The organism is Pukyongiella litopenaei, assembly GCF_003008555.2.
Taxonomy (GTDB): Bacteria; Pseudomonadota; Alphaproteobacteria; order Rhodobacterales; family Rhodobacteraceae; genus Pukyongiella; species Pukyongiella litopenaei.
Window position 1 is genome coordinate 960,280 of the sequence record NZ_CP027665.1, and the last position, 15,628, is coordinate 975,907.

Here is a 15,628-nt window from a genome sequence, read left to right on the forward strand (position 1 = left end):
GGGGGAGCCGGCGCCAGCCGGCGGGGGGCAGACAGCCCCCCTGCCCGCCAGATCGCATGCAAGACATGACCCGACCATCAGACCGCCTCCAGCTTGCCGGCGTCGAAATCGGGACCGGGCAACAGCTCGACCCCGGCCTTGCCCATCCGCACCTCGACCCCGGCCGCCACCAATGCCGCCTTGAGCCGGTCCACCTCGGCAAAGTTCTTGCTGTCCATCGCGGCGGCCCGCGCGCCCGCCAGCCGGTCGGCCAGCACCGACAGGTCCACATCCGGCGCCACCGCCCATGCCGGCACCTCGTCGCCCATCAGCCCCAGGAATTGCAGGCAGTGACGCAGCGCGACCACGTCATCCGCCTGCGAGAGCCTGTGCAGTTCGGCAACGGCGCCGGCCGTGTTCAGGTCGTCGGCCAACGCGGCAACCAGCGATAGGCTGGCATCGCCCCGACCAATTGCCTGACACGCCTGCGCATACCATTTCCGCAACGTCTTTTCGGCCTCGCGCGCCTTCTCCGCCGTCCAGTCCATCGGCTTGCGGTAATGCGTCGACAGGAACACGAACCGGATCACCTCACCCGGCACGCCCTCATCCAGAAGGTCCCGGACGGTAAAGAAATTGCCCAGCGACTTGGACATCTTCCGGCCCTCGACCTGCAGCATCTCGTTATGCAGCCAGACCCGCGCGAACTGCCCCTCGGGATGCGCGCAGCAGCTTTGCGCGATCTCGTTTTCATGGTGCGGGAACATCAGGTCGTTGCCGCCGCCGTGAATGTCGAAACTGTCGCCCAGCAATTCATAGGCCATGGCCGAGCATTCGATATGCCAGCCCGGGCGGCCCCGGCCCCAGGGGCTGTCCCACCCCGGCAGGTCCTCCGATGACGGCTTCCACAGCACGAAATCCATCGGGTCTTCCTTGTAGGGCGCGACCTCGACCCGCGCCCCGGCGATCATGTCATCGACCGAGCGGCCCGACAGCCTGCCATAGTCGGCATAGTTGCGCACCCGGAACAGCACATGCCCGTCACGCGCATAGGCGAACCCGTCGGCGATCAGCTTTTCGATCATCGCCACCATCTGCGGGATATACTGCGTCGCGCGCGGCATATGCGTCGGCTCCAGCGCCCCCAGCGCGGCCATGTCGTCGAGGAACCATTGCGTGGTCTCGGCGGTGATCTCGGCGATCGGCCGCCCGCTTTCGGCCGACCGCGCGTTGATCTTGTCATCCACGTCGGTGAAGTTGCGCACATAGGTGACGTGATCGGGGCCATGGACATGGCGCAGCAGCCGGTAGAGCACGTCGAACACCACCACCGGGCGGGCATTGCCCAGATGCGCCCGGTCATAGACGGTGGGGCCGCAGACATACATGCGGACATTGCCGGGATCGATGGGCGCAAGGACCTCTTTCGACCGGGTCCGGGTGTTGTGCAGTCGGATCGTCGTCATGTCGCGTACCTCGGGCGCAGGTATCAGGCACTGTGCCTCCCGGCGCGGGCTTAGCAACTTGTCAGGTGGAAGAAAACGACAGAAACCGGCCCGCTGGAAGGATCAGCAGGGAATAATGCAACCGCAAATGGTGCAGGTCTGGTTCATGCCCCCTGCCTAACCGCCGGCCAGACCGAAATCAAGGGCGGGGCGAAATCAAGGGTAGGGCAAAATCAAGGACCGGACAAAATCAAGAACCGGGCGCGGGCCACGAATTTGCGACGGGATCGTGACACCGCCCCGGCAAGCGACTATGTGGGGGCTGACCCGTCCACGGATTCGGAGCTGCCCGCCTTGTCCGACCACAAGCCCCTTCCCGCCCACCCTTTCGATTTCGACGCCTGGACGCCATCCGACGACGGCGACAAGCTGAAAGAGGAATGCGGCATTTTCGGCGTGGTCGGGGTGCAGGACGCGTCGAATTTCGTCGCGCTGGGGCTACACGCCTTGCAGCATCGCGGGCAGGAAGCCGGCGGGATCGTCGCCCACGACCCCGAACAGGGGTTCAACAACGCCCGCCGTTTCGGCTATGTCCGCGACAATTTCACCTCGCAGAAGGTGATGGAGACCCTACCCGGCCCGGTGGCGATCGGGCATGTGCGCTATTCCACCGCCGGGACCAAGGGCCAGACCGCGATCCGCGACGTGCAGCCGTTTTTCGGCGAGTTTTCCATGGGCGGCGCTGCGATCGCCCATAACGGCAACATCACCAACGCCAACGCGCTGCGGCGCGAACTGATCGAACGCGGCAGCATCTTCCAGTCCAGCAGCGACAGCGAATGCATCATCCACCTGATGGCCCGCAGCCTGCAGCGCACCATCCCCGAGCGGATGGAGGACGCGCTGCGCCGGGTCGAGGGGGCGTTTTCGGTGGTCGCGATGACCCGGACCAAGCTGATCGGCGTGCGCGATCCCCTGGGCGTGCGGCCGCTGGTTCTGGGCCGCATCGGCGCGGAATCGGATTGCGGCTGGGTGCTGAGTTCGGAAACCTGCGCGCTGGACATCATCGGCGCCGAGTTCATCCGCGAGATCGAACCGGGCGAAATGGTCGTGATCAACGCCGAGGACGGGGTCGAGAGCCATTTCCCGTTCCGCCCGCAGCCGTCGAAATTCTGCATCTTCGAGCATGTCTATTTCTCGCGCCCCGATTCGATCCTGGGCGGCCGTTCGGTCTATGAAACGCGCGAGGCGATCGGCCGCGAACTGGCCAAGGAAAGCCTCGTCGACGCGGATCTGGTCTGCCCGGTGCCCGACAGCGGCACCCCCGCGGCGATCGGGTTTTCGCTGGAATCGGGCATTCCCTATGCGATGGGGATCATCCGCAACCAGTATATGGGCCGGACCTTCATCGAACCGACCGAACAGATCCGCAACATGGGCGTGCGGCTGAAGCTGAACGTGAACCGCGCCCTGATCCGGGGCAAACGCGTGGTGCTGGTCGACGATTCGGTGGTGCGCGGCACAACCAGCCGCAAGATCAAGGACATGATCCTGGATGCCGGCGCCAAGGAGGTGCATTTCCGCATCGCCAGCCCGCCGACCGCCTGGCCCTGTTTCTACGGGGTCGACACGCCGCAGCGCGAGAAACTGCTGGCCGCCAGCATGACCGAAGACGAGATGCGCGAATACCTGGCGGTGGACAGCCTGAAATTCATCTCGCTCGACGGGCTTTACCGCGCGGTCGGCGAAGCCCGGGGCCGCGACAGCGCCTGCCCGCAATATTGCGATGCCTGTTTCTCGGGCGAATATCCGGTGGAACCCGCCGACATGATCGCGCAGGGGTTCGAAATGAAGGCCGCCGAATAGGCCCGGCCTGCGTCAAATCGACATGCCGGCCAAATCCGGCCGATTACCGCCACGTCATCCGCTGGAACCCGCGCAGCCGCGCGCGCGCTGTCGTGGCGTCCGCCTTTTGCCGCGCCCGGGACGGTGCTAGCCCGCGTTTTCGCACCCGATGCGATGGCAGACAGACAGGCAGACAGGCAATGGCGAACGCAACGCCTTCGAACGTGGCCGCGATGGCCACAAAGAAAAAGATCGTGGACCGCAACGAAACGGTCCTGATCGGGCTGTTCGGCCCGACCACGCGGATGGAGGCGCTGATGCGCCTGCCGGGCGGACGGATCAGGACGGTGAAGAACGGCACCAGCATCCTGTCGGGCCGCGTGGTGGCGATCGACGAACGCGGCGTGCACCTGCTGCGCCGCGGCGAGGTGGTGCTGATCGGCATGCCGGGCACCTGAGCCGCGCCGGTTCGGGCTTGACCCGCCTGCCGGCACGGGGCAGATCGCGCCCATGACCGACCCAATGACCCATTCCGACACGCGGATCGCCCTGATCACGGGCGCCTCGCGCGGGCTCGGCGCCGCGCTGGCCGAGGCGCTGGCGCCTGCCTATCACATCGTTGCCGTCGCCCGCACCACCGGCGCGCTCGAGGACCTGGACGACCGTATCAAGGCCAGGGGCGGACAGGCCACGCTGGCGCCGATGGACATTGCCGACGCCAACGCCATGGCGACGCTGTGCCGGGGCATCCACGACCGCTGGGGCAAGGTCGACCTCTGGCTGCATGCCGCGATCCATGCCGCGCCGCTGACACCGGCCAATTTCATCGACGCCAAGGACTGGTCGAAATCGGTCGCCGTGAATGCCACGGCCACGTCGGTGCTGATCCCCTATGTATCGCCGCTTTTGGGCGACAGCGGCCGGGCCGTGTTCTTCGACGATCCGCAGGCGGGCGAGAAATTCCACGGCACCTATGGCGCGACCAAGGCGGCGCAGATGGCGCTGGCCCGCAGCTGGGCGGCAGAGACCGTCCGCACCGGGCCGCGCGTCGAGGTGGTCGAACCGCGCCCGATGGCGACCGCGACCCGCGCCCGGTTCCATCCCGGCGAAGACCGGGACCGGCTGGCGCGGCCCGCGGACGAGGCGGCTCGCCTTCTCGACCTGTTGCAGTTGCGCTAGGACGCCGGGCCACAGGCGCAACGCCGCTTGCCCTGATTCGGCCCCGCGACTATCAAAGGGCCAAAGAGGCGGAATTTCATGCGCATCCTGATCACGAATGACGACGGCATCAACGCTCCGGGGTTGCAGGTGCTTGCGGATATCGCCGCCGATCTCGCCGGCCCCGACGGCGAGGTCTGGACCGTGGCCCCGGCGTTCGAGCAATCCGGCGTGGCCCATTGCATCAGCTATTCGCACCCGATGATGATCGCCCGGATGAGCGAACGCAGCTATGCCGCCGAGGGCAGCCCCGCCGACTGCGTGATGGCCGGGCTGCACGACGTGATGAAGGACGCCCCGCCCGACCTGGTGCTGTCCGGTGTCAACCGTGGCAACAATTCGGCCGAGAACGCGCTCTATTCCGGCACGCTGGGCGGCGCGATGGAAGCCGCGCTGCAGGGCCTGCCCGCCATCGCGCTGTCGCAATATCTCGGCCCGCGCACCTTTTCGGCCGAAAACCCGTTCGAGGCCGCGGCACGGCATGGCGCCGGGGTGATCCGGCGCATCCTGGACGCGGCCCCCGAGGCCGGCGACGACTACCGGCTGTTCTACAACGTCAACTTTCCGCCGATCCCGGCGGACGAGGTGAAGGGCACGCGCATCGCCACCCAGGGCTACCGGCGCGGCACGAGGTTCGGGGTCGAACCGCACCTGTCGCCCTCGGGGCGGCGGTTTCTCTGGATCCGGGGCGGCGAACAGCATGTGCCGACGCTGCCGGGCACGGACGCGGCCCTGAACCTGGACGGCTACATCTCGGTCACGCCGATGCGCGCGGACCTGACCGCCCATGACGCGCTCGACGCGCTGCGGGGTATTGAATGACCGGTCCCGACGCCGAGACCCGGATGCAGTTCCTGTTCGCGCTGCGTTCGCACGGGGTGACGGATGCCCGCGTGCTCGAGGTGATGGAGGCGATCGACCGCGGCCCGTTCGTCACCGGGCTGTTCTCGGAACGCGCCTATGACGACACGCCGCTGCCCATCGCCTGCGGCCAGACCATCAGCCAGCCCTCGGTGGTCGGGCTGATGACCCAGGCGCTGGGGGTCGGGCCGCGCGACAAGGTGCTCGAGGTCGGCACCGGGTCGGGCTACCAGGCGGCGGTGCTGTCCCGGCTGGCACGCCGGGTCTATACGCTGGACCGTCACGCGCGGCTGGTGCGCGAGGCGCAGGCGGTTTTCGACGCGATGGGGCTGGCCAATATCACCGCGATGGTGGGCGACGGATCGCATGGCCTGCCCGAACAGGCGCCGTTCGACCGGATCATGGTCACGGCGGCGGCCGAAGATCCGCCGGGGCCGCTCTTGGCGCAACTCAGGATCGGCGGTATCATGGTGGTGCCGGTCGGCCAGTCCGACGCCGTGCAGACCCTGATCCGGGTACGGCGGCACGATACCGGCTATGACTATGATGAATTGCGCCCGGTGCGGTTCGTCCCGCTTCTCGAAGGGCTGGGCAAGGACGAGTGAACCCGGGTTGAGCGCCGAAACCCCGGTGAACAGGGGGCGGCAGATTGAGGATGGCATGATGAATTTTCCCCGAACCCGCAAGATCGCCCGTGTCGGCGCGCCGGTTGCGGTGCTGGCGCTGGTTTCGGCCTGCTCCAAGCCGCTGGACTATGACCTGCGCGGCCATATCGGCGCGTTCAGCACCGCGCCCGCGGCATCGCAGGCCACCGCCGACCGGCCCAGGCCGGACGATCGCGGGGTGATCTCCTACCCGAATTACCAGGTCGCAGTGGCGCGGCGCGGCGACACCGTCGGAACGGTTGCGAACCGTGTCGGCCTGCCCCCCGCCGAACTGGCCCGCTACAACGGCCTCGACCCGAACGCGACGCTGCGCGAGGGCGAAGTGGTCGCCCTGCCCCGCCGCGTTCCCGCCAGCGGCGGGGTGGATATCGCGGCGCTGGCCGGCAGCGCCATCGACAGCGCACCCGAACCCGGCGCGGTGCAGACCACGGCCCTGCCATCCGCCAGCGGGCAACCGGCGAAACCGGCGGCGCAATCGGGACAGGAGCCGGTGCGCCACAAGGTGGCCCGCGGGGAAACCGCCTATACGATATCGCGGCTCTACCAGGTGCCGGTGAAATCGCTGGCCGAATGGAACGGGCTGGGCTCGGATTTCGCGGTGCGCGAAGGTCAATACCTGCTGATCCCGGTTCAGGGCGCCAAGCCGCCCAGGGTCGCCGCCGCGGCCGCGACCACCGCTCCGGGCGCAGGGTCGCCCACGCCGACACCGCCCAGCGCGACCGGCCCGCTTCCGGCGGAACAGGTCAAACCCGCCGCCCAGTCCAAGCCGCCGACCGTCACCGCGGACAAGCCGACGAAACCCGCCCAGACGGGCCGGCTGGGCATGCCGGTTTCGGGCAAGATCGTCCGCGAATATTCGCCGGGGCGCAACAACGGCATCGACATCTCGGCCAGTTCCGGCGCCCAGGTTTCCGCCGCCGCGGATGGCAACGTGCTGGCCATCACCGAAGATACCGAGGGCACGTCGATCGTCATCGTGCGCCATTCGAACAAGCTGGTGACGGTCTATGCCAATGTGGACGGCATCGCGGTCAAGAAGGGCGATACCGTCAAACGCGGCCAGAAACTGGCCCAGACCCGCTCAGGCGGCAATTCGGCGGTGCATTTCGAGGTCCGCGAAGGTCTCGATAGCGTCGATCCGATGCTGTATCTGAAATAGGTGCGCCCGACGCCGCGCCCCGGTTGGACCCGGTTCCGCCCCGGCAGCGGGCGGGACCTCCTATGAGAAAGGCATGGCCATGATGCCGGCCATCAGCATTGCCACCATCGCGACCCTTGTCGCGGCAGAAATCTGCCCCTGGGCCGAAGGCAGCTATGAAGGCGGCGAACCGGATTTCCGGGCGGAATTCGCCGTGAACCAGGATTGCAGCCAGATCGTGTTCCAGTCTTCGGGCAGCGATGCCTTTGCCCAGACCGAAACACCGCTGAGCTTTCCGCTGACGCAGACCGACAACGGCTGGGAAGCGGATATTCACCAGATCCGCACCATCCTGCGCCCCGATGGGCGGCATATCCAGTTCATGGGCCCCGGTGTGGACCGGCTGTTGCCGGTTAACGACCACTAGGGCCGGTCAGTCCGCGCCACGGATGCCGTGCCGCCCGGCCAGATCGGTAAAGAACTGCCACGCCACCCGGCCCGACCGCGACCCGCGCGTCGCCTGCCATTCGATCGCCTCGGCCCGCAGGGTTTCGGGATCGATCCGCAGGTCGTGGGCGGCGCAATAGCCGTCGATCATGGCGAGGAACTCGTCCTGGCTGCACGGGTGGAACCCCAGCCACAGCCCGAACCGGTCCGACAGCGATACCTTTTCCTCGACCGCCTCGGACGGGCTGATCGCGCTCGAACGCTCGTTCTCGATCATGTCGCGCGGCATCAGGTGGCGGCGGTTGGAGGTGGCATAGAACACCACGTTTTCCGGCCGTCCCTCGATGCCGCCATCCAGCACCGCCTTGAGCGACTTGTAATGCTGGTCGTCATGAGAAAAGGACAGGTCGTCACAAAACAGGACGAACCGCTGCGGCGCCGCGCGCAGGTGGTTCAGCAGCCGCCCGACACTGGGCAGATCCTCGCGTTGCAGCTCGACCAGCTTCAGCTCCGGGTGGCTGCGTGCGAGCCGCCCATGCACCGCCTTGACCAGGCTCGACTTGCCCATCCCGCGCGCGCCCCAGAGCAGCGCATTGTTGGCGGCGAACCCCTCGGCAAAGCGGCGGGTATTGTCGAGCAGGGTTTCGCGGGCGCGGTCGATCCCCACCAGCAGGTCCAGCGCCACCCGGTTGACGCGGGTCACGGGCTCCAGCCGGTCCGGGTCGACATGCCAGACAAAGGCGGGCGCGGCCGAGAAATCGGGCGTGGGCAACGGCGCGGGCGACATCCGTTCCAGCGCGGCGGCGATACGGTGCAAGGGATCATCACACATTGGTCGGCTCCTGCTGCGTCCGGCTGTTGAAACCACTTTCGCGCCATGTCGGCAAGGGGCCGGCGCGGCCGGGAACCCGCCGGCGCCGCGGCATCGCTTGCGCAGGCGGTGCGCGGTTGCTATCTGCCGCAAGGATCCGCAGCATCCGCAACCGGCAGGATAGGACAGCGTGCAGCACCAGCCCCCGCAGAGCCTGGCCCCCAGGCTGGAAATCCGCAATCTGGTTCGGGTGATCGAAGGCCGCCGGGTCGTCGATGACGTGTCGCTGACGATCATGCCCGGGCAGGTGACCTGCCTGCTTGGCCCCTCGGGCTGCGGCAAGTCCACGACGCTGCGCATGATCGCCGGTGTCGAGATGCAGGACAGCGGCGAAATCTGGGTCGACGGCAAACTGGTCTGCGACACGGTATTCCGGGTGCCGCCCGAACGTCGCGGCATCGGGCTGATGTTCCAGGATTTCGCCCTGTTTCCGCACCTGTCGGTGGCCGACAACGTGGCTTTCGGGCTGCGCAGCTGCAGCGCCGAGGAGAAACGCGCGCGGGTGGTCGAGCTGCTCGACCGGGTGGACCTGCTGCGCTTCGTCGACGGGTATCCGCACCAGCTGTCCGGCGGCGAACAGCAGCGCGTGGCGCTGGCGCGGTCGCTGGCGCCCCGGCCGCGGATCATGTTGATGGACGAACCGTTCTCGGGCCTCGACAACCGGCTGCGCGACGGCATCCGCGACGACACGCTGGCCTTGCTCAAGGAAGAGGACACCGCCGTCCTGCTGGTCACCCACGAACCCGAGGAAGCCATGCGCATGGCCGACGAGATCGCGCTGATGCGCGACGGGCGGATCGTCCAGCAGGGCGCGCCCTACAACGTCTATACCCGGCCCGTGGACCGCGCGGCGGTGGCGTTCTTCTCGGATGCCAACGTGCTGGGCGCGCAGGTGAACGGGGCGCTGGCCGACACGCCCTTTGGCCAGTTCCTTGCCCCCGGCGTGCCGGACGGCACCGACGTGGATATCGTGTTCCGGCCCCAGCATGTCCGGCTGGATTTCGACCGCAACGGATCGGGCCCGCTGCCGACCGCCACCGATGGCGTTCCCGCACGCGGCACGGTGGTGCGCGCGCGGTTCATGGGCCATGAAAGCCTGGTCGAGTTCCGGATGGATTTCGACGGCTCGATCCTGAAGGCCACGGTCCCCAACGTGTTCCTGCCCGCACCGGGCAAGACGATGTGGCTGACCGTGCCGCGCAACCGCTGCTTTGTTTTCCCCGTAACTCACATGTGACGCAGGCGCCGGAATCGAAACCTTGACAGCGATATCGGGCCTGTCTCAGCATACTGCCCAGTATTTTTGTTCAGTTCGATTTTTGCCGAGGGTGCGTTATGCCAGCGACCAGCTATACCATCAAACGCGGCGATACTCTGAGCGGTATCGCCCGCAAATACGGCCTCAAGGGATGGAAAGACATCTACGAGGCCCCGGAAAACAAGAAGTTCAAGAAGGACAACCCCGACCCGAACAAGATCTCGCCGGGCGGCAAGCTCTTCGTGCCGCCGTCGCCCAAGACGGTCAAGAACATCCACAAGAAGGACATGCCGCGCATGTCGATCTCGGTCGATGCGACCAAGGCGCTGATCTTCGTGCAGCAGAAATGGGAATATACCTTCGTGACCCAGAAAGGGGTCTCCAAGTGGACGGGCAAGGAAAAGAAGGATTTCCACAACGCCGCCGACAAGGCGATCTGGGCACGGTGGAGCGGCAAGTACAAGATCACTTGTTCGGGCACGTCCGATTTCGCCCGCGTCTACAAGGACACCGTGTTCGACGTCAGTTTCGACATCAAATACGTCAAGTCCGGCGGCCACTGGAAGGTCACCGTGACCAAGGTGCCCAAGGGCAGCAAGTCGCCGACCAGTTCGGTGGACTGGAACAAGCAGACGATCAACCTCGATTCCGAGGATACCAAGCTCAAGGACCTTCAGGGCACGGGCAAGAAGGATGACAAGCAATCGCCCTTTGCCCATGAATTCGGCCACGCGGTCGGCAACTCGAAATACGGCCCCGCCGGGCATGGCGACGAATACAAGAAATCGAGCGCGCATTTCGCCGACAAGGCCAGCATGATGAATATCGGCAACAAGCTGAAGAAGCGCCACGCCGACCATCTCATCATGGAGTTGAACAAGATGATCAAGAACACCACCTTTTCGGTCAAGAGCGTCGGGTAGACCCGCGGCATGACCGGACAGACCGCAATCGTTTCGTGCCTGCTGGCGCTGGGGGCTGTTCAGCCCGGCCAGCCGCGGGCACCACAGGACATGGAGGCCATCCCGATCATGGCAAGCGACGAACAGACCCTTGCGGGGCTCACACTGGAACAGGCCGAGATCCGGTTCGGCACCCCTTCGGACAGCGATGAATTCGCGCTGGCGCCGGAACTGCCCGAGTTTCGCAACGACCTGCCCGGGCTATTCGACGAGGCCGATATCCGCGCGGGCGTTCAGATCCGCGAACGGACATGGTCCTACTCGGACAGCCAGAACATCACCTTGTGGTTCGCCGCCGGTGACGGGGCCTGGCGCGCGGTCCATCACATGATCTGGGACAAGGGCCTGGAATTCTGAACCGCTTCAGCGCCTGAGCGCGGCGAGATGGTCGTCATAGCGCCGGCCCGGCTCATCGACGAAGGTTTCGGGCAGCGCGGCGGCGGATTCGATCAGGTCGAGCCGGAAGGTCGCGAAACGGGCATGGGTGTCGCACCAGGCGGTCAGCGCCCAGAGCGCCCCCCAGCTTTCCAGCCGCAGCGGCCGCACCACATGGCGTTCCTTATGTCCGGCCAGGCCCAGCCGCAGTTTCTGCCGCCCGGCGATGGCGCCGCGCAGCGTGGCCATGTGGCGCAGGGCGCGGGCCGGGTCCGACAGCGGCTCCAGCGCGGTTTTCCAGGCCGCGCCCTCGGCGACGGTTTCGGCGGGCAGCGCGGCGTCGACCCGGTCGGCCAGCGCCGCGGCGGCCGCGGCCAGATCCGGGTCGGCGGCGCGGGACACGATGGCCAGCCCCAGCAGCAGCGCCTCGAGCTCGCCCGGCGCCAGCTGCAGCGGCGGCAGCGCGATCGCCGGTTCCAGCCGATACCCGCTGCCACGGGTGCCGCCGACCGGCACGCCGGCCCGCTCCAGCCGCGCCATGTCGCGCCAGATGGTGCGGTCGGACACGCCCAGCGCCACGGCCAGATCGGCCGCGCGATGGGTCTGTCCGTCACGCAGCAGGTCGATCAGGCGCAACAGCCGGGCATCGCGGGTCATGGGCACTCCATGCCATACCGGACCGCGAATATCCAGATCTACTGACAAAATGGCGTCAGTTTATCAGAGGACCGGCCCGACACCGGCAACCGGGCACGGGATTCACCGCCGCCTCCGGGCATTGCCGCTTTTCCCGCGCCCCGGCGCTGCGTAGAACGGGCCCGAGACATTACCGCCGCGCGTGACCGCACCGGCGTTCCATTCGAGGAGACGGACATGTTGAACAATATCGGCCTTCCCGGCCTGCTGCTGATCGCGGTGGTGGTGCTGGTTCTGTTCGGGCGCGGCAAGATCAGCTCGCTCATGGGCGAGGTGGGCAAGGGCATCACCGCGTTCAAGAAAGGCGTCAAGGACGGCACCGAGGAACTTGAGCATGACGCCGCGGAGGCGGCCAAGGACGTGACCCCGGACCACGACAAGGACAAGGCGTAACCGCCGATGTTCGACCTGGGCTGGACCGAACTGCTGGTGATCGGCGTGGTCGCGCTGATCGTGGTGGGGCCAAAGGACCTGCCGGTGCTGTTCCGCAATGTCGGCCGTTTCGTCGGCAAGGCGCGCGGCATGGCCCGCGAGTTCAGCCGCGCGATGCATGATGCCGCCGACGAGGCCGGCGTCAACGACGTGGCCAAGGGGCTGAAGGCTGCCACCAACCCGGTGAGCAGCGCGATGGACGGGCTCAAGGACGCGGCGCGCGACCTGACATCGGGCATGGATCCGACGAAATACGACCCCGACAGCGAAACCGGCAAACTGGCCGCCGACCGGGCCGAATCGGCCAGGAAGATACAGGCCGCGACCGCCCGCGCCGCCGCCGACCGCAAGGCGCGCGAGGCCGAGGACGCCCTGAAGAAGGCGGAAGAGGCCGAGGCTTCGCTGGCCGCCGGCACCGGACAAGACAAGACGACATGAGTAGCCCCACCGACGAGATCGACGACAGTTCGGCCCCGCTGATCGAACACCTGGCCGAACTGCGCCAGCGGCTGATCCATTCGGTCGTGGCCTTCATCGTCGGCATGGTGATCTGCTTTACCGTGGCGACGCCGGTGTTCAATTTCCTGACCGCGCCGCTGTGCAAGGTGCTGGCCGAACGCGGGCAGGATTGCGGGCTGATCTTCATTTCCCCGCAGGAAGGGTTCTTTGTCGCGATCAAGGTGTCGCTGCTGGGCGGACTCATCCTGTCCTTTCCCTATATCGCGCTGCAAATGTGGCGGTTCGTGGCGCCGGGGCTCTACAAGAGCGAAAAGGGCGCGTTCCTGCCGTTCCTGATCGCGTCGCCATTCATGTTCCTGGCCGGCGCGGCCTTTGCCTTCTATGTGGTCACGCCGCTGGCATATGATTTCTTCCTCGGGTTCCAGCAATTCGGCACCGAGGGCGAGGCGGTCACCGGCGACGCGGCGGCGCCGCTGTCGGTGGTGTTCCAGGGCTCGGCGCAGGAATATCTCAACCTGACCATCAAGTTCATCGTCGCCTTCGGCCTGTGTTTCCAGTTGCCGGTGCTGCTGACGCTGATGGGCAAGGCCGGGCTGGTCAGCGCCGAAGGGCTGGGCGGCGTGCGCAAATACGCGGTGGTGGCGATCCTGGTGCTCGCCGCGCTGGTGACGCCGCCTGACGTGATCACCCAGATCATCCTGTTCGTGGTCGTCTACGGGCTCTACGAGGTATCGATCTTCCTGGTCGCCCGCGTCGAGAAGAAGCGCGAGGAGCGCCTGCGGGCCGAAGGGTATTACGACGACGAGGAAGCGTTCGACGAGGACCTCGCTGCCGCCGATCCGGACGAAAACGCCAAGTAGCCCCGCCACGCGGTGCGGGGCCGCTCAGGCCCCGGTTCAGGCTTCGGTTCAGGCCCCGGTCAATTCGAACGTCGCCTGTGCCCGCAGCCGTCCGTTGCTCATCAGGTCGATCCCCTGCGGGCCGGGATGCAGCCGGAAGGTGGTGGCATCCCCCTTGAGCCGGTGCGCCTTGGCAATCTCGACCTGCTCGCCCGGCGGCAGCGTCAGTTGTTTGAGCTTGATCACCTTGCGCCCCTCGCTGCCATCGGCGCGGCGGCGGCGGAACACGCAATCGACCAGCGCGCGCGCGCCTGCATCGGCGCGCAGCGTTGCCGTGATCATCAGCATCTCGCCGATCGCCACCCGTCCGGGCACGGCGAAATCCTCGACGACGATGGCGGCATCGGGATCGAAACCCAGCGCCGCCATCGCGCCGGGATGCCCCGCCTTCACCAGCCCGCGCAGGGCGTGGCCCGCCATCCACGCCAGTTCCCGCGCCGCCTGATCATCCCGCCCGCGCCAGTCGCCCAGCCGGTCCAGCACCATCTGGGGATCGGAGCGCGCGATGTCGTTGAGATGGTTGGCGACCGACCGGGTGACATAGCGTGCGCGGTCGCCGTGCAACGCGTCGAGGATCGGCAGCGTGGCGCCCGGCGCCAGCCCCACCGCCTGCCCCCAGGGCAGGCGCGGACGGCTGCCTTCGCTGGCCAGACGGCGCACATGCACGCTGGGATGCGTGGTCCAGTCCCGCATCCGGGCCAGCACGACCGCCGGTTCGCGCGTCAGGAACGGCCGCACCGCCCATTCCATCGAGAACCTCTGGGTGATGTCGGCGAGCAGGTCCAGCGCCAGCGCCGTGTCCCGTGGCCCGGCCAGTTCCGCCACCCAGTCACCGAACGGCGCGTGGATGAAATCGCCGAATTCACCGTCATGGGCATCCGGGTCCAGCGGCGGCGGCAGCGCGGCGCGGATCACCGGCGCCACCTGCGGCAACGGACCCGGCACCGCATAGGCCAGGCATTCGGCGATCCAGCGCATCCGCGCCTTGAGTTCGAGCTCGGGCAGCCGGGACATCACCGCCGCCTCGAAGGCGGCGGCATCGAAATCCGCGCTGGCCCCAGCCATCAGCCCGCCCAGGTAGCGGACCTTGTCGCGGTTGAACAACTGGTCCTTCAGCGAAAAGCCCGATGCCATGTCACATGGTCTGGTTGGTGGCGCCACCGTCGAGCAGAATGTTCTGGCCGACGATGAACCCGGCATGCTGGGAACACAGGAACGCACAGGCCGCGCCGAACTCGGTCCGGGTGCCATAGCGACCGGCGGGAATGGTCGCGGCCCGCTCGGCCCGCGCGTCTTCCAGCGTGGTGCCCCTGGCCTCGCCCACGGCACGGTCGAGCGAATCGGCCCGGTCGGTGGCATGGATGCCGGGCAACAGGTTGTTGATCGTCACGCCCTTGCCCGCCACCTGCCGCGACGTGCCCGCGACATAGCCGGTCAACCCGGCGCGCGCCGAGTTCGACAGGCCCAAAACCGGGATCGGCGCGCGCACGGACTGGCTGGTGATGTTCACCACCCGGCCCCAGCCGCGCTCCATCATCCCCGGCACCAGCGCCTTGATCAACGCGATCGGGGCCAGCATGTTCGCATCGAGCGCGCGGATGAAATCCTCGCGGTCCCAGTCGGACCACAGGCCCGGCGGCGGGCCGCCGGCATTGTTGACAAGGATATCGACCCCCTGCGCGACCTCGATCACCGCCGCCTGACCGTCTGCCGTGGCCACGTCCGCCGCGACGGTGTCGACCTCGACCCCGTGTTCCGCCCGGATCGCGGCGGCACTGGCCTCCAGCGCCTCGGAACCGCGCGCGTTCATCACCAGGTTCACACCGGCCCCTGCCAGTGCCTCGGCGCAGCCCAGCCCCAGCCCCTTGCTGCTGGCGCAGACCAGCGCCCGTTTTCCGCTGATTCCCAGATCCATGATATCCCCTCCCGATGCGTTCTGCCCTGCCCTAGCACCGGTCGCGCGGGCAGGCCAGAGCCCGGCTCGCAGCGGGCAGGCCGGATCGCAGGCAGCGGGACCATCGCCCGTGGTCCGCCGCGAACTGTCACTCACCCCACGATGACATATCGTTGACATTTTG

General features: G+C 67.2%; 18 protein-coding genes. 13 read left to right on the forward strand and 5 right to left on the reverse strand.

Annotation, left to right across the window (positions count from 1 at the left end):
* Window positions 1–77: 77 nt before the first annotated feature.
* The gene (cysS, locus tag C6Y53_RS04755; protein ID WP_106471391.1) at window positions 78–1,445 is read right to left on the reverse strand and encodes a cysteine--tRNA ligase; all 1,368 of its coding nucleotides are present in this window, start codon (window positions 1,443–1,445) and stop codon (window positions 78–80) included.
* Window positions 1,446–1,778: 333 nt separating this feature from the next.
* Here cysS and purF point away from each other — a divergent pair, with 333 nt between their 5' ends.
* The 7 genes from purF (at window position 1,779) to C6Y53_RS04790 (ending at window position 7,578) form a co-directional block, all read left to right on the forward strand.
* Window positions 1,779–3,290, forward strand: coding sequence for an amidophosphoribosyltransferase (gene purF / locus C6Y53_RS04760; protein ID WP_106471392.1), 1,512 nt, complete (start codon window positions 1,779–1,781; stop codon window positions 3,288–3,290).
* A gap of 179 nt (window positions 3,291–3,469) precedes the next feature.
* Window positions 3,470–3,727 (forward strand): hypothetical protein, encoded by a 258-nt coding sequence (locus C6Y53_RS04765; protein WP_106471393.1) that lies wholly within the window; start codon window positions 3,470–3,472, stop codon window positions 3,725–3,727.
* A 52-nt stretch (window positions 3,728–3,779) separates the two neighbouring features.
* Window positions 3,780–4,448, forward strand: a complete 669-nt coding sequence (locus tag C6Y53_RS04770) for an SDR family NAD(P)-dependent oxidoreductase (RefSeq protein ID WP_244614941.1) — start codon at window positions 3,780–3,782, stop codon at window positions 4,446–4,448.
* A 78-nt stretch (window positions 4,449–4,526) separates the two neighbouring features.
* Window positions 4,527–5,309 (forward strand): 5'/3'-nucleotidase SurE, encoded by a 783-nt coding sequence (gene surE, locus C6Y53_RS04775; protein WP_106471394.1) that lies wholly within the window; start codon window positions 4,527–4,529, stop codon window positions 5,307–5,309.
* Window positions 5,306–5,953 carry a protein-L-isoaspartate(D-aspartate) O-methyltransferase gene (locus C6Y53_RS04780; RefSeq protein WP_106471395.1) on the forward strand — a complete coding sequence of 216 codons (648 nt, stop codon included), beginning with the start codon at window positions 5,306–5,308 and terminating at the stop codon, window positions 5,951–5,953. The genes surE and C6Y53_RS04780 overlap by 4 nt, the downstream gene beginning before the upstream one ends.
* Before the next feature lie 58 nt (window positions 5,954–6,011).
* A complete protein-coding gene (locus C6Y53_RS04785; protein WP_106473961.1) occupies window positions 6,012–7,172 on the forward strand; it encodes a M23 family metallopeptidase in 1,161 nt (386 codons plus the stop codon).
* 73 nt (window positions 7,173–7,245) lie between these two features.
* Window positions 7,246–7,578, forward strand: coding sequence for a hypothetical protein (locus C6Y53_RS04790; RefSeq protein ID WP_106471396.1), 333 nt, complete (start codon window positions 7,246–7,248; stop codon window positions 7,576–7,578).
* 6 nt (window positions 7,579–7,584) lie between these two features.
* Here C6Y53_RS04790 and C6Y53_RS04795 read toward each other — a convergent pair whose 3' ends face one another.
* On the reverse strand, window positions 7,585–8,430 hold the full coding sequence (locus tag C6Y53_RS04795; RefSeq protein ID WP_106471397.1) for an ATP-binding protein: 846 nt from the start codon (window positions 8,428–8,430) through the stop codon (window positions 7,585–7,587).
* Window positions 8,431–8,599: 169 nt separating this feature from the next.
* On the opposite strand from C6Y53_RS04795, the gene C6Y53_RS04800 reads away from it, so the two are divergent.
* From C6Y53_RS04800 to C6Y53_RS04810, 3 genes are all read left to right on the forward strand, one after another.
* Window positions 8,600–9,706, forward strand: coding sequence for an ABC transporter ATP-binding protein (locus C6Y53_RS04800; protein ID WP_244614942.1), 1,107 nt, complete (start codon window positions 8,600–8,602; stop codon window positions 9,704–9,706).
* Window positions 9,707–9,804: 98 nt separating this feature from the next.
* Window positions 9,805–10,650, forward strand: coding sequence for a LysM peptidoglycan-binding domain-containing protein (locus C6Y53_RS04805; protein ID WP_106471398.1), 846 nt, complete (start codon window positions 9,805–9,807; stop codon window positions 10,648–10,650).
* Window positions 10,651–10,659: 9 nt separating this feature from the next.
* Window positions 10,660–11,046, forward strand: a complete 387-nt coding sequence (locus tag C6Y53_RS04810; protein WP_149615457.1) for a hypothetical protein — start codon at window positions 10,660–10,662, stop codon at window positions 11,044–11,046.
* A 6-nt stretch (window positions 11,047–11,052) separates the two neighbouring features.
* On the opposite strand, the gene C6Y53_RS04815 is transcribed toward C6Y53_RS04810, so the two are convergent.
* Window positions 11,053–11,721 (reverse strand): helix-turn-helix transcriptional regulator, encoded by a 669-nt coding sequence (locus tag C6Y53_RS04815; protein ID WP_106471400.1) that lies wholly within the window; start codon window positions 11,719–11,721, stop codon window positions 11,053–11,055.
* A gap of 216 nt (window positions 11,722–11,937) precedes the next feature.
* On the opposite strand from C6Y53_RS04815, the gene C6Y53_RS04820 reads away from it, so the two are divergent.
* The 3 genes from C6Y53_RS04820 to tatC are packed head-to-tail and all read left to right on the forward strand — an operon-like array spanning window position 11,938 to window position 13,511.
* Window positions 11,938–12,153, forward strand: coding sequence for a twin-arginine translocase TatA/TatE family subunit (locus C6Y53_RS04820; protein WP_106471401.1), 216 nt, complete (start codon window positions 11,938–11,940; stop codon window positions 12,151–12,153).
* 6 nt (window positions 12,154–12,159) lie between these two features.
* On the forward strand, window positions 12,160–12,630 hold the full coding sequence (gene tatB, locus C6Y53_RS04825; protein ID WP_106471402.1) for a Sec-independent protein translocase protein TatB: 471 nt from the start codon (window positions 12,160–12,162) through the stop codon (window positions 12,628–12,630).
* The gene (tatC, locus tag C6Y53_RS04830) at window positions 12,627–13,511 is read left to right on the forward strand and encodes a twin-arginine translocase subunit TatC (protein WP_106471403.1); all 885 of its coding nucleotides are present in this window, start codon (window positions 12,627–12,629) and stop codon (window positions 13,509–13,511) included. Before tatB ends, tatC begins: the two co-directional genes overlap by 4 nt.
* Window positions 13,512–13,559: 48 nt before the next feature.
* Here tatC and C6Y53_RS04835 read toward each other — a convergent pair whose 3' ends face one another.
* Window positions 13,560–14,684 (reverse strand): hypothetical protein, encoded by a 1,125-nt coding sequence (locus tag C6Y53_RS04835; RefSeq protein WP_106471404.1) that lies wholly within the window; start codon window positions 14,682–14,684, stop codon window positions 13,560–13,562.
* Window position 14,685: 1 nt separating this feature from the next.
* The gene (locus tag C6Y53_RS04840) at window positions 14,686–15,465 is read right to left on the reverse strand and encodes an SDR family oxidoreductase (protein ID WP_106471405.1); all 780 of its coding nucleotides are present in this window, start codon (window positions 15,463–15,465) and stop codon (window positions 14,686–14,688) included.
* Window positions 15,466–15,628 lie beyond the last annotated feature (163 nt).